This window comes from Paraburkholderia solisilvae (assembly GCF_902859875.1).
Classification (GTDB): domain Bacteria; phylum Pseudomonadota; class Gammaproteobacteria; order Burkholderiales; family Burkholderiaceae; genus Paraburkholderia; species Paraburkholderia solisilvae.
In genome coordinates this window covers 131,054-153,084 of record NZ_CADIKF010000008.1, presented here as the reverse complement: position 1 = coordinate 153,084, position 22,031 = coordinate 131,054, and the positions used below count along the sequence as shown (strand labels likewise).

The window sequence follows — 22,031 nt, the reverse complement described above, 5'->3', positions numbered from 1 at the left end:
CTGCAACTGCGTGCTGGAACGGCTTATAGATTGGCTGTGGCAGCGTGCTGGATGTCTCCTCTGTGTGCAAATCAGTAGTGTTATAGACGATTCGGCGCGTTGCTGCGCGGAACTTGCATGGTCGCGCAAGACGCGCGAGTTCGCACGCCAGCATCGGCCTGCGCGACGCCGCTTCGCGCATAAGGCTTGACGCCGGGACGAGCGATCGGCCGAATGAGGCCCCGTGTCCCATTTTCGACAGGAGTGCCGCCTCATGACACCTACGACGCCTTCGACACCCGCAAACAGGCAGTTTTCGATCGATAAGCGCAGCGAAGCTTACTGGAGGGTGACGTTCAGCAATCCGCCGATCAACCTGCTCAACCCCGATACGATTCGCGAACTGCAGGACCTGCTCGTGCAGATGGAAACCGACGACGCGCTGAAAGTCGTGGTATTCGATAGCGCCGACCCGGACTTCTTTATCGCGCACTACGACGTGTCGCGTGCGAGAGACGCGTCGCGGGAACCCGGCCCGAGCGGCTACGCGCCGTGGATCGATGTCACGCACCGGCTCGGCCGTGTGCCGGTGCTGAGCGTCGCGGCGGTGCGCGGCCGCGCGCGCGGCGTCGGCAGCGAGTTCGCGCTGGCCTGCGACCTGTGCTTTGCGAGCCTCGAGAAGGCGGTGTTCGGTCAGCCGGAGGCCGGTGTGGGGCTGATTCCCGGCGGGGGTGCGCTCGAACGTCTGCCGCAACTGGTCGGGCGCAAGCGCGCGCTCGAGATCGTGCTCGGCGCCGACGACTTCGATGCCGCGCTCGCGGAACGCTATGGCTGGATCAATCGCGCGGTGCCCGATGCGCAATTCGAAGCGTTTGTCGAAGCCTTCGCGCAACGCATCGCGCGCTTCGAGCGCCATGCGCTGCGCACATGCAAGGCATTGATCAATCGCACGACGCTGGTGTCGGCGGAGCATCAGACCGAGTCGTCGCTCGCGTTTCGCGGCGCGTTCCAGTGGCCGGGCACGCAGCGCATCGGAGCGGCGGCGATGCAGCAAGGACTCGGCACGCGCGGCGAACTCGAATTGGATTTTGGCGAGTATCTGATGAAGCTTTGAGCGCGGCCGGCGGTGGTCCATCGGTTGGTTTCGCGAGCGGCCGGCAAAAAAAGAAGCCGCTGCGGCAATTGGCCGCGGCGGCTTTGACAGGGTAAAGCGGTAAAGCGTTACGACGGTGAAGCATGAAGCCATGAAGCCATGAAGCGGTACAACTAGTGCAGCAACCAGCAACCCCCCGCCGTTACTGCGCGAAATCGATGTGCTTCACGAACACGATCTTGCCGTTGTCATTCTTGACAACGTTGTAGCCATGCAGGCCGTCGCCGTTCGCATCGAACGTATACGTGCCTTCCACGCCCTTATAGCTCTTGATCGCGCGCAGCGCCTTCGCGATATCGTCCGGCTTCGTGCTGTTCGCATTCTTGATCGCAAGCGCGAGCAGATTGACCGAGTCATACGCCCAGGCCGAATAGAAATCCGGTTCGACCTTGTATACGGCGCGATACTTCTGCGCATACGCTTTCGCCTCCGGGCTCGCATCCGGAGCGAAGTCCGCAATCGAATACGATCCGTACAGCGCGTCGCCGGCCAACTGCATCGCGGTCGCGGTGGATACCGACGGCGAGCCGATCCACGCCGCCTTCACGCCGAGCTGGCGTAATTGCTTGCCGAAAATCGCGACGTCGGTCGAGTTCGCGATATACGTCGCGACAATATCTGCCCCGGAGTTCTTCACAGCCAGCACGATCGGCGTGAAGTCCTGCGAGTTGCTCGTGAAGCCTTGCACGACCACCGGCGTGATGCCCGCTGCCTTCAGCGCTTCGGTCAGGTTGTTCTTGCCGCCGTTGCCGAACGCGTCGGTGGAATGCACGATCGCCCACTTCTTCAGTTTCAGCGTGTTGACGCCGTAGTCGGCAATCACCTTCGCCGAATAGCCGTCGTTCGGACGCGCGCGGAAAATCCACGGATTGTTCGCGTGCGTGAGGCCGACGTCGGTGCCGCCGACCATGATCGGCAGGCGCGCGCGCAACACGGTCGGCGAGATCGCCTGGATTTGCGTGCTGCGCACCGTTGCGATCAGCGCGGACAGATTGCCCGCGCTCGTGAGCTTCGAAATGGCCAGCACCGAACCGGGGTTGGTGCTCTGGTTGTCTTCATTGCGCACCTCGATCTGATGACCGAGCACGCCGCCCGCCTTGTTGATTTCGTCGAGTGCGAGCTTTGCGCCGTTAGCCTGATAAATCCCGGCTTCGGAGCTCGGCCCGGTGCTCTCGGTCATCATGCCGAACGTGATCGGATCGGCGGCGAAGGTGTACGGCGACGCGAGCGCGAGAGCGGCGGCAGTGGCCGTGGTGGCCGTGGTGGCCGCCAGGCCGGCCAGCCATGACGATGTTCTTTTCATTTACGTGTCTCCAGACGTTCCAGGCCGGATGGCCGGGTGTAATGGTCAAGCGTTCAACGGCACAACATCTCCAGCTTCGGGCTGTATTCGCTTACGTGCTTATTTTTCCGGCGCGGCGCGCTTGTGCGCGACCAGATCCATCAGCCGCTGGTCGCGCCACGCCTGACGCGCCGGGCGCTGGTCCGCCGGCAGTTCGGCGAGACGTTCCTGCTCGAGGCGGCCGATCAGCGCGTCGGTCCACTGGCGCGGCGCCGCTTGCGTGGCGATGTCGTAGTACAGCGGGCCGTAGCGGCCGCAGTAGTCGCGCAGGCCGCCTGGCGCGTTCAGGTCGATGGTTTCCATCGGTCCCATAAACGACCAGCGCAGGCCGAGTCCATCCTTGACAGCCTTGTCGATGTCGCTGCCGTTCACATAGCCGTCCTCGACGAGGCGGAACGCTTCGGCGAGCAGCGCGCCTTGCAGGCGGTTCACGATAAAGCCCTGGATTTCGCGGTTCACGACGATCGGCACCTGGCCTGCGCGGGCGTAAATTGTGCGTGCGCGCTCGATAACCGACGGCTCGGTCCACGGCGCCGGCACCAGTTCGACAAGCGGCACGACCGACGGCGGGTTGATCGGGTGGCCGACGAAGCAGCGTTGCCGGCACGCGAGCGCTTCGGTGAACGCCGACGCCGGAATGCCCGATGTCGAGCTTGCGAGTAGCGTGTTCGGGCCGACCAGCTTGTCGAGCTTCGCGTAGATTTCCTTCTTCGCGTCGACGGTTTCACGCACGTTTTCCTGCACGAGGTCCGCGCCGCGCACGGCGTCTTCGAGCGACGCCGTCGCACTCACGCGCGCGATCACGACATCCGGTTCTTCGCTGATCAACCCGACCGCACGCTGCTTGACGAGACCCGCCTTGACCGTATCGCGCGCGCTCGCGACCGCGTTCGGGTCGATGTCGTACAACGTGACCGTGTGACCGGCGCGCGCGAACACCGACGCCCACGCACAGCCGATCAAACCGGCGCCGATGATTGCGATTTTTTCCATCTTTGACTCTCCTGTGTGTTCCGCAACCGGGAACGAATAAGCGTTGGAACGAAACGATGCTGTCCGTCAAGCGTCGCGCGTCGCGGGCCGGCCCGGCTCAGCCGGTTGCCACCTGTGCTTTGCCGCCGCCCAGATACGCGGCGCGCACTTCTTCGTTGTCGAGCAATTCGGCGGGTGTGCCCGAGACGATCACGCGTCCGGTCGACAGCACGTAACCGCGATCGGCGACCGATAGCGCCATGTTCGCGTTCTGTTCGACGAGCAGCACGGTGGTGCCGCGCTCGCGAATCATGCGGATCGTCGCGAACAGTTGCTGCACGATGATCGGCGCGAGACCGAGCGACGGCTCGTCGAGCAGGATCAGCTTCGGCTTCGACATCAGGCCGCGCGCGACCGCGAGCATCTGCTGCTGACCGCCGGACAGGCTCCAGCCGAGCGCGTTCGACAGCCGCTTCAGGTCCGGGAAAATCGCGTACATCTCGTCGACTTCCGTGTCGAGCGCGCGCCGGCCGACATGGCCGCGCGGCGTCGAGCCGATCATGATGTTTTCCTTGACGGTCAGCCCGGGAAAGATGCGGCGTCCTTCGGGTACGTGAGCGATGCCCATGCGCACGATTTTCTCGGGCGACGCGCGCTCGATCGATTCGCCGTTGAAGCGGATCTGGCCGCGCGTGGCCGGCACGAGGCCCGAGATATTGCGCAGTGTCGTGCTTTTGCCCGCGCCGTTCGCGCCGAGCAGCGTGACGATCTCGCCCTGTTCGACATGCAGCGACACGTCGTTCAGCGCCTGCACGTGGCCGTAGTGACTTTCGATGTTCGTCAGTTCAAGCAGCGGCATGCGCGTTCTCCCCGAGATAGGCTGCGACCACGTCCGGATGGCGCATCACGTAAGCCGGTTCGCCTTCCGCGATCTTCTTGCCGAAGTTCAGCACGGTGATCGTGTCGGACACCTGCTCGATGAGGCTGATGTCGTGTTCGATCAGGAAGATCGTCATGCCGTGGCCCTTCAGACGCTTCAGCAGTTCGCCGAGGTTCTTCTTTTCGGTCAGGTTCAGGCCGGCCGCGGGTTCGTCGAGCAGCAGGAAGCGTGGATGACCGGCGAGCGCCCGTGCGATTTCGACCAGACGCTGATGCCCGTACGGCAGGTTCTTCACGGTCATATGCATCTGCTCGGCCATGCCGACGAATTTCAGCGCGGACATCGCGCGCTCGACCAGCGCGGCGCGGCTCGTGCCGACCGGATTGTTGTCGCGCTGCGCGCCGATCATCACGTTTTCGAGCACCGACATCGAGGCGAACAGACGGATGTTCTGGAACGTGCGGCCGATGCCGAGGCCCGCGCGCTGGTGCGGCGAGCGCGCGGTGATGTCGATGTCGTCGAACAGGATGCGGCCGCTGGTCGCCTTGTAGATGCCGTTCAGCACGTTGAGCGTAGTCGTTTTGCCGGAGCCGTTCGGGCCGATCAGCGTATGCACGGTGCCGCGCGCCACTTCGATCGAAATGCCGTCGACCGCCTTCACGCCGCCGAAGTGCTTCGCGATGTTCTCGAGCCGCAGGATCGGCGCCGGGTTCGCGATCGACACGTGGAGTTCGAGCGGCGCGATGCGTTCGAGGTCGACGCCCGGCGTCTTCTGCAAGCGGTTGAAGCGACCGCGCACGAGGCCCCAGATACCGGCCGGCAGAAACACCATGATCAGGATCACCGCGAGGCCGTACACCGCGAGATAGATGTCCTTCAGAAAACGCAGCCATTCGGGCAGCACGATCAGCAGGCCCGTACCGAACACGCCGCCGAATGCCGAGTCGGCGCCGCCCAGCAGCGTCATTGTCAGGAACTCGATCGAGCGCGCGAAGTTGAAGTTGTCCGGGCTGATATACGCGAAGCCGGCCGCGTAGAACGCGCCGCCGATGCCGGCCAGCGCCGCGCTCATCGTGAACGCGGTGACCTTCACGCGCAGCGTGTCGACGCCGGTTACTTCAGCCGCGAGCTCGTTTTCGCGCACTGCGCGCATTGCGCGGCCGATGCGCGTGCGCGGCAGCCACCAGACGAACGCGACCGCTGCGTAGAGGAACACGAGGCACAGCACGACGTAGGCGCGATCGTCGGCGAACAGGAAACCGAACAGCGATGGCCGCTGGATGCCGGCAACGCCGTCCGGCCCTTGCGTGACGCTTGCCCAGTTCACCATCACGAGATCGAAGATCTGCTGGAAGCTGATCGTGATCATTGCGAGGTAGTGGCCGCCCAGACGCAGCGTGGTGAGGCCGAGCACGAAGCCGGCAAACGTTGCGAGGCCGATGCCGATCAGCAGCGCGAGCCAGAAGTTCAGCCCGAGCACGACGGTGCCGAGCCCGACCGCATACGCGCCGAGCCCGAAGAAGGTGGCCTGCGCGAGATTGATCTGACCGGTGTAGCCGAGCACGACCGTCATGCCGAGCACCGCGATCGCGTAGGTCGCGGCCTGCATGAAGATGTTCAGCACATACGGCGTGAGCGGAAAGACGAACGGCACCAAGGCAACCGCAATCGCCACGACGAGCGCCGCGATGGCGCCGAACGAAAACCGTGCGGCGCGCGCGCCCGGCGCTGCTCCGGTGGAGGCGGGAGCGTGATTCATCAAGCCTTCTCCGAGATTTTTTCGCCGAAGATGCCTTGCGGACGCAGCATCAGGAACAGGAACAGCAGCAGGAACGCGAACGCGTCCTTATAGGCCACCGAGATGTACTGCGCGCCGAAGCTCTCGACGACGCCGAGCAGCAGACCGCCGATGATCGCGCCGGTAATGTCGCCGAAGCCGCCGATAATCGCGGCCGCGAACGCCTTCAGCGCGATGATCGAGCCCATGCCGATGGATACGAACAGAATGGGCGACACGAGCGCGCCGGCGAGGCCGCCGAGCACCGCGCTATAGAAGAACGTGAACGCGATCATCGCGGCGACCGGAATGCCGACGAGGCGCGCCATGTCCTTGTCCTGCGAGGTTGCCTGCAGTTTCTTGCCGAGCATCGTGCGTTCGAACAGCACGTACTGGAATGTCACGGCAATGGCGGTGAAACCGAGAATGGCGAGGTATTGCGTGTCCATGAACACGCCGCCGACGTCGATGCCCGGCGTGTCGAACAGCCGCTTCATCGCGCGCGGCTGCGGACCGAAAATGTAGAGCGCCGCGTTCTGCATGAAGATCGACGCGCCGAGCGTGCTGATGATGACCGGCAGATACGACCGGTGCCGCAGCGGATAGTAGACGCCGAGCGCGAAGATCACGCCGAGGATGCCGAGCACGACGAGCGCCAGCACCAACGCGAGCCAGTAGGGCAGGCCGCTGCTCAGAAACGCGACCATCGCGAAGCCGCCGGCCATCGCAAAGTCGCCTTGCGCGAAATTGACGACGTTGGTGGCTCGGACGATCAGCACGAAGCCGAGTGCGACCAGTGCATAGATCGAACCCAGCGCGAGCCCGGCGAACAGCACCTGGACGTTGTTGACCACGAAGCTCATCGCTTCTTTCTCCTCCGTTCCCTCGCTGCGTGAGTGCGGGTTGGCGCTTCGGCGCTTACCGGGACCTGTGCAACGAGTCGACCGGAGCGGGCGCTCGAGCGCCTTGCTCCGGTCCGTTGACGCCGCGGCCCGATGCGGGCCGCGAAGCCTCTGTCTCCCCAATGGCGGAGTTAACCGACTACATGTATAAAATCTGTATGTGGATGGTATAAAGCTGTTCTAAGGCTGTCAACAGAAATCGGAATTGCGTACAATCCGCAGATAGTCAAACTTTTTGAAGGATCGAATCGATGAGCCCGGCGAGCCCCCGCGTGGTGGCCGAGACAGAGGAAAGCGGCGGCGCGTTCGATGCCGGCACGCTCGGCGAACGCGTGGCCGAAAAGCTGTTGTCGAAAATCCGCAGCGACGATCTGGCGCCCGGTACGCGGCTGCCTTCCGAGCATGCGATGGCGCAGCACTTCGGCGTGAGCCGCACGGTGATGCGCGAGGCGATTGCGCTGCTGAAGGCGGACGGCATGCTGACCACCCGCAAGGGCAGTGGTGCGTTCGTGTGCCAGACCGCGCTTCCGTCCGCGGCGATGGGCGATCCGCTCACCGAGCAGTCGGTGCAGTCACTGCTGAATCTGACCGAAGTGCGGCGCGGCCTCGAAGCGGAGATTGCGGCGCTCGCCGCGGTGCGACGCACGCCGGGACAACTCGCGGAGATCGAGCATGCGCTGCGGCGCGTCGAAGATGCGATGCGCGTGGGCGGCGACGGCGTCGACGAGGACGTGCAGTTTCATTTGCGGATTGCCGAGGCGACCGGCAATCCGTATTGGGTGCGTTTTGTCGAGATGTTCACGCAGCAGATCCGGCTCGCGGTGAAGGTGACGCGCGCGAACGAAGCGCGCCGGATGGACTTTGTGAATCAGGTGCGCGATGAGCACGAGAAGATCGTCGCGGCGATCGCGGCGGGCGATCCGGACGAGGCGCGCGCGGCGGCGGGCGCTCACATGCTGTGCGTCGCCGAGCGCGTGCGGCTCGCGGACCGCGACTTCTGGGCAGGCAGCGGCGGCAAGCTCGCGCGCGATCTGGTCAGCAACTTCGGCCGGTAGCTGGGTTGCCGGTTGCCGGTTGCGGGTTGCGGGTCGCGCCGAATTCGGCACGGCAACGCACGGTGAGACGCCGATGCGTTTACGTGTCTAACCGAGCCACCGCTTCGCCCATCCGAGGCCGGCCGACGTTGCGCCCTTCGGCACGTACTCGCAGCCAATCCAGCCGTCGTAGCCGAGCTCGTCGATCAGCTCGAACAAATACGGGTAGTTCACTTCGCCGAGGTCCGGCTCGTGGCGGTCCGGCACGCCCGCAATCTGCAGATGGCCGATATCGTTTTTCATCATCTGCTTCAGCTTGACCGCGAGATCGCCTTCCATGATCTGGCAGTGATACAGGTCGAATTGCACTTTCAGGTTCGGCGCGCCGACGTCGCGGCAAACCTGTTGCGCGTCGCCTTGCAGATTCAGGAAATAGCCCGGCATGTCGCGCGTATTGATCGGCTCGATGACCACGGTCAAACCGTGCTGCGCCGCTTGCGCTGCGCCATACGCGAGGTTGCGCACGTATACGTCGCGATGCCGTGCGCGGTCGGCATCCTTGCCGACGAGGCCCGCCATGAAGTGCAGCTTGCGATTGCCGAGCGCCTGCGCGTATTGCAGCGCGGTGTCGACGCTGCGCTTGAACTCGTCTTCGCGGCCCGGCAGGGCGGCGATGCCGCGCTCGCCTTTGGCCCAGTCGCCCGGCGGCGCATTGAAGAGCGCCTGCTCGAGGCCGTGCTGCCTGAGCAGCTGCGCAAGCTGGTCAGCAGGGTAGTCATACGGGAACAGATATTCGACGGCCTTGAAGCCGTCGGCCGCGGCGGCGCCGAAGCGCTCGAGGAAGTCGTGCTCGCGGTACATCATCGTCAGGTTGGCGGCAAAGCGTGGCATCGTCGTGCTCCAGGTTCGTTCAGATTCAGATCCGTTGCGGGAAACAGCGGCGCCGCGCCGACTACCAGCGCGCGCCGAACGTCGTGCGCAGCTCGTCGATCTGCGCGTCGCTGAGCGGCGCCGGGCGCGGCTCGGTCATCAGCCACAACTGCGCGGTCTCTTCGAGTTCTTCGAGCGCCCATGCGGCCTGCGAGACGCTCGCGCCCCACACGACCGGTCCGAGCCGCTCGAGCAGCACGCCGCGCACCTCGCTGGCGAGCGCGCGCACGCGTTCGGCCACGCTCGGGTCGCCCGGGCGGCAATACGGAATGAGCGGGATATGGCCGACTTTCATCACGTAGTACGGCGTGATCGGCGGCAGCACGTCGTCCGGTTTCCAGACGCCGGCGAGCGTCAGCGCGACCAGATGCGTCGAATGCGTGTGCACGACGCCGTGCATGCCGGGGTTCGTGTCATACACGTTACGGTGCAGCGCGAGCGTCTTCGACGGTTTGTCACCGCTCAGCCATTGGCCGTCGCGGCCCACCTTCGCGATCTTCGCGGGATCGAGATGGCCGAGGCACGCGTCGGTCGGCGTGATCAGCCAGCCGTCTTCGAGTCGCGCGCTGATGTTGCCGGCGGAGCCGACCGTATAGCGGCGCGCGTACAGATCGGCGCCGATTCGCGCGATTTCTTCGCGCGCGCGGCTTTCGGCCGCCGCGGCGGACGTGATCGTCGCGCTCATGGTTGCGCCCCACCCAGTTGATCGAACAGGCCGAGCGTCTTGCTGAAGAAGTCGACGGTGCCGAAGTTGCCGGACTTCAGCGCAAGCGCGAGCGGCGTCGCACCGATCGACACCGTGGCCGGCACACCCGGATCGATTTGCGGCCCGATTTGCAATGCCTTCACGTCGAGTGCGTTGACGACCGCGCCGGACGTTTCGCCGCCTGCCACGACGAAACGGCGCACGCCCGCATCATGCATGCGGCGCGCGATCGCGGCGAGCGCCTGCTCGACGAGCTCGCCCGACGCGGTCGTGCCGAGCTGTTTTTGCACCGCGCCCACTTCTTCCGGCGAACTGGTTGCGTACACAAGCACCGGGCCTTTGGCGAGCAGCGGCCCGGCGAATGCCATCGCCTCATCGACCACCTTGTCGCCGCGCGCGAGCGCGAGCGGATCGACGCGGAACGCGGGTCGTCGGCTGTCGCGCCAGTGGGCGACCTGCGCCTGCGTCGCGCGCGAGCAACTGCCCGACAGCACCGCGGACAGGCCTTGCACCGCGGGCACCTGTTCGCTGTTTTGCGCCGCGGGCAGCAAGCCCTGACGTTCGAAATTGCGCGGCAGGCCGAGCGCGAGGCCGGATCCGCCGGTCAGCAGCAGGTCGTTCGCGCAGGCTTCGCCGAGCGTGTACAGGTCGTCATCGGAAATCGCGTCGGCGATCGCGAGGCCGACGCCGTCGCGCTGCAACGCGGCGCGTGCCTCGCCCAGCGCCGCGGCGCCGCGCTGCACCGTGTCGTAGCGCAGCAGCCCGACCTGGGTCGGCGTTTGACGCTGCAGCACGCGCACGAGGTTCGCATCGGTCATCGGCGTCAGCGGATGGTTCTGCATGCCCGATTCGTTCAGCAGCAGATCGCCGACAAACAGATTGCCGCGATACACGGTGCGGCCGTTTTCCGGGAACGCCGGGCACGCGATCGCGAACGGCGCGTTCAGCGCTTTCATCAGCGCGTCGGCGACCGGGCCGATATTGCCGGCATCGGTCGAATCGAAGGTCGAGCAGTACTTGAAGTAGAACTGCTTGCAGCCGAGCTTCCGCAGCCATTCGAGCGCGGCGAGCGATTCGGCAACCGCCTGTTCACGCGGCGCGGTGCGCGATTTCAGCGCGACCACGATCGCTTCGGCAGGCGTATCGAGCGGGCCGGTCGGCACGCCGATCGTTTGAACGGTGCGCATGCCGCCGCGCACCAGCATGTTCGCGAGGTCGGTTGCGCCCGTGAAGTCGTCGGCGATGCAGCCGAGCAGGGCAGGCGATGAGGTCATGTTGGCGTTCCAAGGTCGGGGCGAGGCTGCCGCCGCGTACAGGCCGGTGCGTTGCGAGCGAGCCCCTGAGTCTGTGAGCAAACCGCTTCAGCCGCTCAAGCCGCTTGAAGGGCTTAAGCGGCCGGTGCGGCGTTGTCCCGGATAAACGCGTGCACCACGCTGTCGAAGTCGGCGTCGAAAACGAAACCGAGCGAGCGCGCGTAGTCGGCCGAGAAGTTGCCGGGCCACGAGTTCACGATGCGCTCGATTGCCGGATCGCGTTCCATCTTCACGCGCCTCGCCACTTCATCACCGGCGATGCGGCGCAGCGACGCCAGCATGTCCTGCACGGATACCGACAGGCCCGGCATATTGATCACGCGCCCTTGCGTCAGCTTTTCCTTCGGCAACTCGAAGCCGTGCAGCAGGTTGTCGATGGCACGGTCCGGCGACATCAACCAGAGAATCGTGTCCGGCGCGACCGGGCACACCGCGTCGACGCCGTTGATCGGCTCGCGGATGATGCCGCTCGCGAAGCTCGATGCCGCGCGGTTCGGCTTGCCCGGGCGCACGACCACGGTCGGCATGCGCAGGCTGCGGCCGTCGATATAGCCGCGCCGGCTGTAGTCGGCGAGCATCAGGTCCGAGAGCGCTTTTTGCGTGCCGTACGAGCTTTGCGGCGACCAGACCTGCGTGTCCGGCACGGTGGCGGGCATCGCGCCGCCGAACACCGCCACCGAGCTCGTCATGACGAAGCGCGCCTGCGTGCCGAGCGCGCGGATGCGTTCGAACAGCATGCGCGTCGCGTCGAAGTTGATCCGCATGCCGAGTTCGAATTCCTGTTCCGCCTGGCCGGAGACGATGGCGGCGAGGTGGAACACCGCAAGCGTATCGGCGTCGATCAGTTTTTCGATTTGCGCGGGGTCCGCGATGTCGCCGGTCACCGGGCGCACGCGTGAGTCGTTCATGCCTTCGAGCGGCACCACGTCGAACGCATCGATCCGTTCGATCGCGACCGGCTTGCCGGCAGGGCCGGTCAGTTCACCGCGCGCGAGCAGCGCGCGAATCAGACGACGGCCGAGAAAACCCGCCGCACCCGTTACCAGCACTTTCATAGGTGTCTCCATCTCCACACAGGATGCGCGATATTGCGCACGGCGAGCAGTCGCCGCCAAAGTTGTATGATGATGTTATCTTAGGTCGGCGGGCGTGGCAAACTGGCGTGGCGAACTGCGCGGCATATCGGGTGTCTTGCCAAGCGGTGCGTTGGCGCGCGGTTTTCAGCTGCGCGAACCACCCGAGCCACCCGAACCACCCGAACCACGTTTAGCCGCTTTCTTTTCTTCGTTGATCAGCGGCCGCGCGGCGGCGCGGCCGACGTCTTCCCAGAACGACGAATCGGCCTCCTGAATGCGCGCCCCCGCGTTATCGATGTGGGTAATCGCCGCCTGGCGCGCGGCGTCCGGATCTTGCGCGGAAATCGCGTCGAACAGCGCGCGGTGCTCGTTGCGCACCTGCGTCGAAAAATCGTCGCGGCGCGCTTCATTGGTGCGCGTGACGCGAATCGCCGCAAGGATGAACTGACTGATGAATTCGAGCAGCGACGGGTAAAGCGGATTGCCGGTCGCGCGCGAAATGGCCATATGGAACGCGAGGTCTTCGTCGACGCCGTCGCGGTTTTGTTTCGCGGCCGCATCGATTGCGGCGAGGGCGCGTCTGATTTCGGCAAGCTGTGTGCGCGTGCGGCGCTGCGCGGCGAGCGCGGCCGCTTCCGCTTCGACGCCGCGGCGCAGCTCGGTCACCCGCAGCACCGCGTCGACCGAACTTTTCGGATCGATATCGAGCCGGAATGCGGTGGTGCGGTTCGCCTCGCGCACCACGGTGCCGCTGCCCTGGCGCACTTCGACGAGACCGTCGGACTTCAGCCGCGAGATGGCTTCGCGCACGACGGTGCGGCTCACGCCGAAGCGCTCCGAGATGACCTGCTCGGTCGGCAAGCGCGTGCCGGTCGGGAATTCGCCGCCTTTGATCTTTTCGAGCAGCACCGCCGTGACGCGATCGGCGAGTGTGCCGACATGGGTGATGACGGGCGCGTCGAACGTCGAGGAAGAACGGGGCGTGGTGGTGGAGGTGGCCATATCGTTATCGAGGACGCGAGGCGTTGGGTGTCGTTACAGGTCGTTATAGACGATGCGTTGACACGGTACCACTTTCTACCTATGATCGGAAACGCATATGTAACACGTATGGTTATCATACAAGTTGGTCACATAACAGAGCGGCCTCTCGCATGGCCCGGACAGGAGACAAACCGGTGCAAACCGAATCGGTAGAAGTCGTTTCACACGTCAACGCGCAGACGTTCGAAGCGCGCACGTACGCAAAAGTCACGTGGCGCATCGTGCCGTTCCTGATGTTCTGCTACCTGGTGGCCTACCTGGATCGCGTGAACGTCGGTTTTGCGAAGCTGCAAATGTCGTCCGATCTGCATTTCTCGGACACGGTCTACGGCCTCGGCGCCGGCATCTTCTTTATCGCGTACTTTCTCGTCGAAATTCCGAGCAACATCATCCTGCATCGGGTCGGCGCGCGTCTGTGGATGGCGCGCATCATGATCACGTGGGGTGTGATTTCGTCGGGCATGGCGTTCGTCACCACGCCGACCGCGTTCTATGTGATGCGCTTCCTGCTCGGCCTCGCGGAAGCGGGTTTCTATCCGGGCGTGATTCTCTACCTGTCGTACTGGTACCCGTCGCATCGGCGCGGCAAGATGTTCGCGGCATTTGCCGCGGCCGTGCCGCTGTCCGGCCTGATCGGCGGGCCGCTGTCCGGCTATCTGCTGCACGCGCTGACCGGCGTGATGAACCTTGCGGGCTGGCAGTGGCTGTTCTTTGTCGAAGGGCTGCCGTCCATCGTGGCCGGCATCGCGGCGATCTTCGTGCTGACCGACGGCATCATGAAAGCGAAGTGGCTCACGGCCGAAGAGCGCACGCTGCTCGACATGAACATTCGCGAAGATTCCGCGCACAAAGCGCAGCACTCGGTGCTCGAGGTGTTCGCGAACGGCCGTGTGTGGCTGCTCACCGCTATTTATTTCTGCCTGATCTGCGGCTTCTATACGGTCGGCTTCTGGCTGCCCACGCTGATTTCATCGACCGGCGTGAAAGACCCGTTGCAAATCGGCCTGCTGACGGCCATTCCCTACGGCGCGGCCGCGGTGACGATGATGCTCGTGTCGCGCAGCGCCGACCGGCGCCGCGAGCGGCGCTGGCACCTCGCATTCACCGCGGTGCTCGGCGGCATCGGTTTGATCATGTCGGCGGCGTTCGGCTCGCAGCCGGTACTCGCGATGATCGGCCTCACGCTCGCGGCAATGGGCGGTCTCTCCACGCTGCCGATGTTCTGGAGCCTGCCGACCGCGTTTCTCGGCGGTTCGGCGGCGGCCGCGGGCATTGCGCTGATCAATTCGTGCGGCAATCTGGCGGGCTTCGTGAGCCCGTATCTGATCGGATTTATCAAGGACACCACGCATAGCGCGAACCTGGGTTTGTACGCGATGGCAGGGGCGCTCTTCGTCGGCACACTGTTGACGTTCATCGTGCCGGCCAAGGTGGTCAATCGCTAGACGTCCGGCGCCGAGGAGGCCGCAATGCAGACAGTCGAAGCACGGGCAGTTGCACTCACGGGTACGACGCAAAGCGAAGCCGAGCCGGTACGTCTGGAAGCCGGGCCGCTGTGCGTCGAATTCGACGGCGGCGGCCTGCGTTATCTTTGCTACGAGGGCGAGGAGGTGATCCGCGCGATTGCGTTCCTCGCGCGCGACGAGAACTGGGGAACGCACCCGCTGAAGCTCGACGATGTGCAGATCGAGCAGCGGGCCGACGCGTTCGAAGTGCTGTTTCGCGGCACATGCGGGCCGAGCGGCAAGGAATTGCAACTGGCCGCGTCGATCGTCGGCCATGCGGACGGCCAGCTCGAATTCAACGCGCACGCCACGCTCGCCGGCGACATGCTGACCAATCGAACGGGCTTTGTCGTGCTCCACCCGCTCGAGGTGTCCGGTAAACCGGTCGTCGTGGAAACGGTTGACGGACAGCGCAATGCGATGCGTTTTCCGGAACAGATCGATCCGTTTCAGCCGTTTCGCGATATCCGCGCGCTGACGACGCAGCATAGCGACGCGTTGAGCGTCGAGGTGCGGATGGAAGGCGATACGTTCGAGATGGAAGATCAGCGCAACTGGTCGGACGCGTCGTTCAAGACGTATGTGCGGCCGCTTGCGTTGCCATGGCCCTATACGCTCGCTCGCGGTTCGGCGTTTGCGCAGTCGGTCAAGGTGACGGTCCACGCGGTGCAGACGGCTGCCGCCGATGCCATGGCGCCCGATGATGCGTCGGCGTCCGCGCCCGCGCGCATTCGCATCGATGGCGATGCCGATGCTGCGCGCACGGTGCCGCAACTCGGTATCGGCGTACGCGCGGAAAATCTCGATACCGCGTTGCCGCGCGCCGGCTCGCTGCATGCATTGAATCCCGCTTATTTCGTCGCGCACCTGGACCTGCGGCACGACGACCCGAACTCCGCGCTGCAGCGCTTTGCGCAATTGAGCGATACGGCGCGCGTGCCCTACGTACTTGAAGTCGTGCTGACCGGCGACGGCGATCCGGCGGATGAAATGCGCCGCGTCGCCGCCGCGGTGCGCGGGCACAGCGCGCCGCTCGCGCTGCAGGTGTCGCCCGCGCCGGACCTGAAAGCTGTGCTGCCGGGCAGCCCGTGGCCGCCCTGTCCATCGTTCGACGACGTCTACGCTGCCGCCCGCGCGGCATTTCCGGATACCCCTTTGGGCGGCGGCACATTCGCGTACTTCACCGAGTTGAACCGCAAGCGGCCGCCGTTTGCCAAGCTCGACTACGCGACATTCACAACCTGTCCGATCGTGCACGCGGCCGACGACCGTTCCGTGATGGAAACACTCGCGACGCTGCCGTTTATCGCGGGCAGCGTCACCGCGCTGGCGGGCGCCACACCGTACCGGGTCGGGCCGAGCACGATAGCCTCGCGCGACAATCCATACGGCGCGGCGACGCTCCCGAACGAGCCGGGTCGCCGCGCCAGGCGGATCTGCCTGACCGATAACGACCCTCGCCAGCGCGCGCTATACGGCGCCGCGTGGAATCTCGGCTATTTCGCGGCGTTTGCCGCGGGCGGCGCCACGCATATCGCGCTTGCCGAACTCACCGGCCCGCGCGGACTCTTCGACGAGACGAAGCCGACGCCGACGCCGCTGTATCAATTGCTCGCTTCGCTTGCGGCCGCGCGGGACGCGCAAACGGCGCACCTGACGATCGAGCGGGGCCGCGTGCCGTTCGCCGCTTTCGCGGCAAAGCAGCCGGCGTCGACGACGTTATGGGTTGCCAATCTTTCCGCGCAACAGAATCGCATCGAACTGGACTTCGGCGCGACGGACGGCGCGCATGCGAGCCTCGCGCGCTGGCTGCCTGGCGCCGACTTCACGCATGCGCCGGCGCCGGCGCCCTTGCCGTCCGGCGTGCTGTCCCTCGGCCCGTATGAAACGGCTGTGATTCGCCTGAACGCATCAGCGCCTTCACGATGAACACCGAAACCGCAGCAGCCGGCGTACCGGCCGGCGCGGCGCCTCACGAGATTCTGCGCGCGGAACACGTGACCAAACTGTTCGGCCCGGTGCGCGCGCTGAAGGACGGCTCGCTCACGCTGCGCGCCGGCGAGGTGCACGCGCTCGTCGGCGTCAACGGAGCGGGCAAGTCGACGTTGTCGCGGATCGTCAGCGGTCATTTGCGCCGCTCGGAAGGAGTGCTGCGCTACAAAGGGCAGGATGTCGATTTCACGATGCCGCGCGATGCGATGCGCGCGGGTATTTCACTCGTGCTGCAGGAGACCAGCATCGCGCCGGATCTCTCCGTGATGGAGAACCTGTGTCTGACCCACTTCGGCCGGCGCGAGCGGCTGGACTGGAAAGCGCTCAGGCGCAAGGCGGAAGCAGTGCTCGAAGAACTGCACCAGGCCGAGCACCTGCCGCTGCATAAGCGCGCCGGAGACCTCTCGATGGCGCAGCGGCAGATCATCGAAATCGGCCGCGCGTTGCAGCAGGACTCGGACCTCATCATCTTCGACGAGCCGACTGCGTCGTTTTCGCCGACCGAAGTGGCGAGCCTGTTCGAGGTGATGCGTTTGCTGCGCGCGCGCGGCAAGGCGCTTGCGTTCGTGTCGCACCGGCTCGAAGAGATCTTCGAGATTACCGATTGCGTGACCGTGATGCGCGACGGCCGCACCGTCGCCGCCGATCTCGCGACGCGCGAACTGACGCCCGCGGCGCTGATCCAGCTGATGGTCGGCCGCACGATCGAGAATCTGTATGAGCGCGGCAGCGCCCCGCCCGCGCAGGCGCGGGTGGCCGATGCGCCGTTGCTCGAAGTCAGCCGTCTCGCGTCGGGCTCGATGGTGCGCGACGTGTCGTTCACGCTGCACGCCGGCGAGATTCTGGGGCTCGCGGGTCTTGTCGGCGCAGGTCGCTCGGAGACGATCGAAACGATCTTCGGCTTGCGCAAGCGTGACGCCGGCACGGTGCGGCTGAACGGCGCGCCGTTTGTTGCCGCGTCGCCGCGCGACGCGATTGCGCGCGGCATCGGCCTGATTGGCGAGGATCGCCGCCGGCAGGGCATCGTGCCGGATTTCTCCGTCACCGAAAACCTGTTGCTCGCGCATCTTGGCCGCGACCCGCGCATCCATCGCAACTACGACCGGCACTTCGCCGAGATCGACCGGCTGATGACCGAGCTCGATATGCCGGAGCATATCCTGACGGCGCCGATGCTCGGCCTGAGCGGCGGTCAGCAGCAAAAAGTGATTTTCGCCCGCTGGCTGCTGCTGAACCCGTCGGTGCTGCTGCTCGACGAACCGACGCGCGGTGTCGATATCGGCACGCGCAACACGATCTATCAGATCATCCGCAAGATCGCGGCGCGCGGCATCGGCGTCGTGGTCGTATCGTCGGATTTCGACGAAGTGCTCGGATTATCGGACCGCGTCGTCGTGCTCAGCGACGGCGTGTCGGTTGCGCAGGCAACGAGCGATCTGCTCGATGCGGAAATTCTCGCGACCTATGCGGCGCCGCGCTCGTCCGCGCAAGGCGTGCATGACGCGCTCGCCGACCTGTCCACGCAGTTCGGTGCGACCAGCTATTGGCTGCAGGTCGAGCGCGGCCGCGTGTTCTGTTTCGATGTCGTGCCGCATGCGAATGCGCCGGTCGGCATCGCCGCGGAGCGTTTTCCGCTGGTCGGCGAAACGGCCATTCCGGCCGCGCTGGCTGCGCAACAGGCCGGCGCCGTGATCGAAGACGGCGCGTTGCGCTCGGTGCTGTTCCGGCTGCTGAACCAGAGCGGCCATTCGTTCGGTTATGTCGGCGTGAGCGTGCCGTCGACGGCGGCGCTCGATCCGCAAACGGTGCGCAACCAGATGACCCAAAACATGACCCGTCACGGCGTGGGGCAGCTTGTCGTCGCGGCACAAGGCGAGGAGACGGCGGTATGAGCAGTGACCACGTGAAGGCGGCAGGCAATACGGAGAGCGACCGCAGCGGCGGCGGCGCCAACGGCGGCGCATCGGCGCCCGCCGCGCGTCGCCGTCACGCGGGGTTCCTGCACCGGTTCCAGCTCGAGATCCGCATGCTGATCGTGCTGATCGTGTTGTCGATCGCGCTGTCGACCATCTCCTCGCACTTCTTCTCGCTCGGCAATCTGTTCAACCTGATGGATCAGTCGGTCGTCACCGGCATTGCGGCGATCGGGCAGACCTTCGTGATTCTCGTGGCCGGCATCGATCTGTCGGTCGGCGCATTGACGGGCGTGGCCGGCATCGTGCTCGGCCTCGCGCTGACCTCGGCGGGTTTGCCGGTGCCTGTCGCGATTGCCGCGGCGATCGTGTTCGGCGGCCTGATGGGGCTCGTCAACGGGGTGCTCGTCACGTTCGGGCGTATCGCGCCGTTTATCGTCACGCTCGGCATGATGTCGGTCGCACGCTCGCTTGCCTATGTGATCAGCGACGGCAATTCGATCTCGTCGCTGCCGCAGGGGCTCTCTTATATCGGCTCGGCCGACGTGTTCGGCATACCCGCGAACTTCCTGTTCGTCGTGCTGCTATTCGCGCTCGCGTGGTACTACCTGACCTTCACGAAAGGCGGGCGCACGATCTATGCGATCGGTTCGAACATCGAGGCCGCACGCGCGTCGGGCCTCAAGGTGACGTACTACACGACGCTCGCGTATGTGCTGTCCGGCGCGCTGTCGGCGCTCGCCGCCGTGATGCTCGCCTCGCGGCTGCTGTCGATCGATCCGATTGCCGGCAACGGGCTCGAACTCGATTCGATCGCGGCCGTGGTGATCGGCGGCGCGAGTCTCTTCGGCGGACGCGGTTCGATGATCGGCACGTTCTTTGGCGTGCTGATCATGGGGCTGATCCGCAACGGTCTGAACCTGCTCAACGTCGGACCTTACTGGCAGGGCAGTGCGATCGGCGCGATCATCATCATCGCCGTGCTCGCCGAACGCATCGTGACCACGCGCATCAGCCGGCGCGGTCAATGACGTACGTATCGTAGTCCAACAATTCATCAAAGGAGACATCGGTATGAACCCCATGCACAAGCGGGCGTTTCTCTCGCGCACAGCGAAAACGCTCGGCGCTCTGGTGCTCGGCGCCGCGTTGAGCGCGTCGTTCGCGAGCGGCGCCTACGCGCAGCAGGGCGCGGCCGGCAAGCGCTTTGCGTATCTGACGCCGGGTCTCGACCTGCCGTTCTGGCGCATCGTCGGCAAGGGCGTGACCGATACCGTCAAGGCGCAGGGCGGCACGGTGACGATCTACGACTCGCACAACGACGCGGCCACGCAACTGAAGAACGCACAGGACGCGGTCGCGCAGGGCGTGGCCGGCATCGTGATTTCACCGACCGATTCGTCGACCGCGCCCAGCGTGCTGCAGATTGCCGCGCGCGCGAAGGTGCCGGTGGTCATCGCCGATATCGGCACGAACTCGGGCGACTATGTGTCGTTCATCAGTTCGGAGAACGAGAAAGGTGCGTATGAGACCGGCAAGAAGCTCGCGGAGGTGATGAAGCAGAAGGGTTGGGACAAGGGCGGTTACGGCATTTCGTCGATTTCGCTGGCGCGCCAGAACGGCAAGCTGCGCACGGAAGGCTTCCGCCGTGCGATGAAGGAGGCGGGCATTCCCGAAGTCGCGTTGAACCAGATGCAGCGCTATACCGCGGACGAGACCTTTCGCTTCGTGCAGGACATGATGACCGCGCATCCCGACATGCATGGCGTGTTCGTGCAGACGGACGCTCCGACGCTCGGCGCCGCGCGCGCGATTCAGGTCGCGCATAAGCAGGGGGATATCGCGCTCGTTGCGTTCGATGGTATTCCGCAGTTTGTCGACATGATCAAGGATGGCACGCTGACCGCATCGGGCATGCAGCAGCCGTATCTGATGGGTCAGAAGGCGGCGGGCGCAATGCTCGATCATCTCGCGGGCAAGGAGCCGCCGAAGAGCATCGTCGTGCCGGTCGTGGTCGTGTCGAAAGACAATCTCGACCAGCAACTGCCGATCATCACGCAGACCGTGTTCGGCGGGGAAATGAAGTAAGCCCCGATGGGTGGCGCTTGCGCAAAGGGAATAATGTACGGCGGTTGAACGTTCGTTGTGGGGGGCTGCTGCGCAGCGGTCGCTGGATGCGATGTGCAGAGCCGCCATCGAAGTCTGCGGCGATAATGCAGATCACCCACATCTCATTGCGTTCACCCATGACCGTTCATTCCCGACGTTTTGCCGTTCGACGTATCGCGCTCGCCCTCGCGGCGAGCGCATCCCTGACGGTTCTGCCGTCTGCTTTCCCGTTGGCTTACGCACAAGAACCGGTATCGCTCGCAGCGGCGGTTGCCGGCCCGCAGCGCAGCGATGCCGATCGCGCTCGCGACGTCTACCGTCATCCGGAACAGACGCTGCGCTTCTTCGGATTGACCGACCATCAGACGGTGATCGAAATCGCGCCGGGCGCGGGCTGGTACACCGAGATTCTCGCGCCGTATCTGCGCGTCCACGGCAAGTTATATGAAGCGCCGTACATCACGCCGGACAAGGCGCTCGCTCCACGGCTCGCGCCGATGATCGACCGCTTCAGGCAGAAACTCGCGCAGGATCCCGCGAACTATGGCGGCGTGACGGTCGGCGCGCTGTATGCGGGCCGCTTCGACGGGGTGGGTGTGCCGGGCAGCGCGGACATGGTGCTGACCTTCCGCAACATCCATAACTGGATCAAGGACGGCGATCTGGACGCCAACCTGAAGGCGTTCTATACGGCGCTGAAGCCAGGCGGCGTGCTCGGCGTCGAGGAGCATCGGGCCAATCCCGGCACGACGCTGCAGCAGACCATCGAGACCGGCTACGTGACGGAAGACTTCGTGATCGAACACGCACGCGCGGCCGGCTTCGAACTGGCTGGCCGCAGCGAGATAAACAGCAATCCGCGCGATACCAAGGACTACCCAAAGGGTGTGTGGGCGCTGCCGCCTTCCTACGCGGATGGCGATAACGACCGCGCGCGTTATGCGGCGATCGGCGAATCCGACCGGATGACGCTGCGCTTCGTGAAGCCTGCCGCCGCGCACTGAGCGGCGTATTTATCGAGCGTCGATGCCGCGCGCACATCGCCACGCGAGTGGTGCACGCGTGATCTGTGCGCGTGCGCGCGGCTGAATCTACTGCTTGACTGAACCGCTCGTCCCCTTCGTCCCTTCTCCTTGCTGCGACATGCCCTGTTCACGCTTTTGCATCAGCGTGCCCGGCGGCGACGACGCGCCGCTTTGCGGGCTGCCCAGCTGATTCATGCCTTCTGCCGCCTTGCCGGGGTCGACGCCTTGTGTGGAGCGTGGCGTCGCGTTCTGCGCTGAACCGGCTCCGGTGACGTTGCCACTGCCGGAATTCGTCTGGGCCAGTACGTGCACGCTGCCCAGCAGCGCGAGCGCACCCAGTGCCGCGGTGATCCTTTTCATAGTCGCCTCCCAATAAATA

The 22,031-nt window shown here is 65.0% G+C and carries 19 protein-coding genes; 8 read left to right on the top strand and 11 right to left on the bottom strand.

Features of this window, described 5'->3' with window-relative positions; translation table 11 throughout:
- The first annotated feature begins 253 nt into the window (after positions 1-253).
- The gene (locus HV675_RS07610; protein ID WP_175110260.1) at positions 254-1,093 is read left to right on the top strand and encodes an enoyl-CoA hydratase/isomerase family protein; all 840 of its coding nucleotides are present in this window, start codon (positions 254-256) and stop codon (positions 1,091-1,093) included.
- A gap of 181 nt (positions 1,094-1,274) precedes the next feature.
- On the opposite strand, the gene HV675_RS07605 is transcribed toward HV675_RS07610, so the two are convergent.
- The 5 genes from HV675_RS07605 to HV675_RS07585 form a co-directional block, all read right to left on the bottom strand.
- Positions 1,275-2,435 (bottom strand): ABC transporter substrate-binding protein, encoded by a 1,161-nt coding sequence (locus HV675_RS07605; protein ID WP_175110259.1) that lies wholly within the window; start codon positions 2,433-2,435, stop codon positions 1,275-1,277.
- Between the two features lie 99 nt (positions 2,436-2,534).
- Positions 2,535-3,467, bottom strand: coding sequence for a 3-hydroxyacyl-CoA dehydrogenase (locus tag HV675_RS07600; RefSeq protein WP_175110258.1), 933 nt, complete (start codon positions 3,465-3,467; stop codon positions 2,535-2,537).
- A gap of 97 nt (positions 3,468-3,564) precedes the next feature.
- Positions 3,565-4,299 carry an ABC transporter ATP-binding protein gene (locus HV675_RS07595; protein WP_217478055.1) on the bottom strand — a complete coding sequence of 245 codons (735 nt, stop codon included), beginning with the start codon at positions 4,297-4,299 and terminating at the stop codon, positions 3,565-3,567.
- A complete protein-coding gene (locus HV675_RS07590; RefSeq protein WP_175110256.1) occupies positions 4,292-6,085 on the bottom strand; it encodes a branched-chain amino acid ABC transporter ATP-binding protein/permease in 1,794 nt (597 codons plus the stop codon). Before HV675_RS07590 ends, HV675_RS07595 begins: the two co-directional genes overlap by 8 nt.
- Positions 6,085-6,966, bottom strand: coding sequence for a branched-chain amino acid ABC transporter permease (locus HV675_RS07585; RefSeq protein ID WP_175110255.1), 882 nt, complete (start codon positions 6,964-6,966; stop codon positions 6,085-6,087). The genes HV675_RS07590 and HV675_RS07585 overlap by 1 nt, the downstream gene beginning before the upstream one ends.
- Positions 6,967-7,256: 290 nt before the next feature.
- Here HV675_RS07585 and HV675_RS07580 point away from each other — a divergent pair, with 290 nt between their 5' ends.
- On the top strand, positions 7,257-8,060 hold the full coding sequence (locus HV675_RS07580; protein WP_175110254.1) for a FadR/GntR family transcriptional regulator: 804 nt from the start codon (positions 7,257-7,259) through the stop codon (positions 8,058-8,060).
- Between the two features lie 87 nt (positions 8,061-8,147).
- Here the strand turns inward: HV675_RS07580 and otnI are convergent, their stop codons facing one another.
- From otnI to HV675_RS07555, 5 genes are all read right to left on the bottom strand, one after another.
- On the bottom strand, positions 8,148-8,930 hold the full coding sequence (otnI, locus tag HV675_RS07575; RefSeq protein WP_175110253.1) for a 2-oxo-tetronate isomerase: 783 nt from the start codon (positions 8,928-8,930) through the stop codon (positions 8,148-8,150).
- Between the two features lie 61 nt (positions 8,931-8,991).
- On the bottom strand, positions 8,992-9,654 hold the full coding sequence (otnC, locus tag HV675_RS07570) for a 3-oxo-tetronate 4-phosphate decarboxylase (protein ID WP_175110252.1): 663 nt from the start codon (positions 9,652-9,654) through the stop codon (positions 8,992-8,994).
- Positions 9,651-10,949, bottom strand: coding sequence for a 3-oxo-tetronate kinase (gene otnK / locus HV675_RS07565; RefSeq protein WP_175110251.1), 1,299 nt, complete (start codon positions 10,947-10,949; stop codon positions 9,651-9,653). The genes otnC and otnK overlap by 4 nt, the downstream gene beginning before the upstream one ends.
- Positions 10,950-11,062: 113 nt before the next feature.
- The gene (gene denD, locus HV675_RS07560) at positions 11,063-12,043 is read right to left on the bottom strand and encodes a D-erythronate dehydrogenase (protein WP_175110250.1); all 981 of its coding nucleotides are present in this window, start codon (positions 12,041-12,043) and stop codon (positions 11,063-11,065) included.
- Positions 12,044-12,208: 165 nt separating this feature from the next.
- Positions 12,209-13,066, bottom strand: a complete 858-nt coding sequence (locus HV675_RS07555) for a FadR/GntR family transcriptional regulator (RefSeq protein ID WP_175110249.1) — start codon at positions 13,064-13,066, stop codon at positions 12,209-12,211.
- A 152-nt stretch (positions 13,067-13,218) separates the two neighbouring features.
- Between HV675_RS07555 and HV675_RS07550 the strand changes: the two genes are divergently transcribed.
- The 6 genes from HV675_RS07550 (at position 13,219) to HV675_RS07525 (ending at position 21,631) form a co-directional block, all read left to right on the top strand.
- Positions 13,219-14,553, top strand: coding sequence for an MFS transporter (locus HV675_RS07550; protein ID WP_175110248.1), 1,335 nt, complete (start codon positions 13,219-13,221; stop codon positions 14,551-14,553).
- A 24-nt stretch (positions 14,554-14,577) separates the two neighbouring features.
- Positions 14,578-16,542 (top strand): D-apionate lactonase family protein, encoded by a 1,965-nt coding sequence (locus HV675_RS07545; protein WP_175110247.1) that lies wholly within the window; start codon positions 14,578-14,580, stop codon positions 16,540-16,542.
- Positions 16,539-18,497 carry a sugar ABC transporter ATP-binding protein gene (locus HV675_RS07540; RefSeq protein ID WP_175110246.1) on the top strand — a complete coding sequence of 653 codons (1,959 nt, stop codon included), beginning with the start codon at positions 16,539-16,541 and terminating at the stop codon, positions 18,495-18,497. Before HV675_RS07545 ends, HV675_RS07540 begins: the two co-directional genes overlap by 4 nt.
- On the top strand, positions 18,494-19,549 hold the full coding sequence (locus HV675_RS07535; protein WP_175110245.1) for an ABC transporter permease: 1,056 nt from the start codon (positions 18,494-18,496) through the stop codon (positions 19,547-19,549). Before HV675_RS07540 ends, HV675_RS07535 begins: the two co-directional genes overlap by 4 nt.
- Before the next feature lie 43 nt (positions 19,550-19,592).
- Positions 19,593-20,606, top strand: coding sequence for a substrate-binding domain-containing protein (locus tag HV675_RS07530; protein WP_175110244.1), 1,014 nt, complete (start codon positions 19,593-19,595; stop codon positions 20,604-20,606).
- A gap of 158 nt (positions 20,607-20,764) precedes the next feature.
- A complete protein-coding gene (locus HV675_RS07525) occupies positions 20,765-21,631 on the top strand; it encodes a class I SAM-dependent methyltransferase (RefSeq protein WP_175110243.1) in 867 nt (288 codons plus the stop codon).
- A gap of 87 nt (positions 21,632-21,718) precedes the next feature.
- On the opposite strand, the gene HV675_RS07520 is transcribed toward HV675_RS07525, so the two are convergent.
- Positions 21,719-22,012: a hypothetical protein gene (locus HV675_RS07520; protein WP_175110242.1), complete on the bottom strand. Its 294-nt coding sequence runs from the start codon at positions 22,010-22,012 to the stop codon at positions 21,719-21,721.
- Between the last annotated feature and the right edge of the window lie 19 nt (positions 22,013-22,031).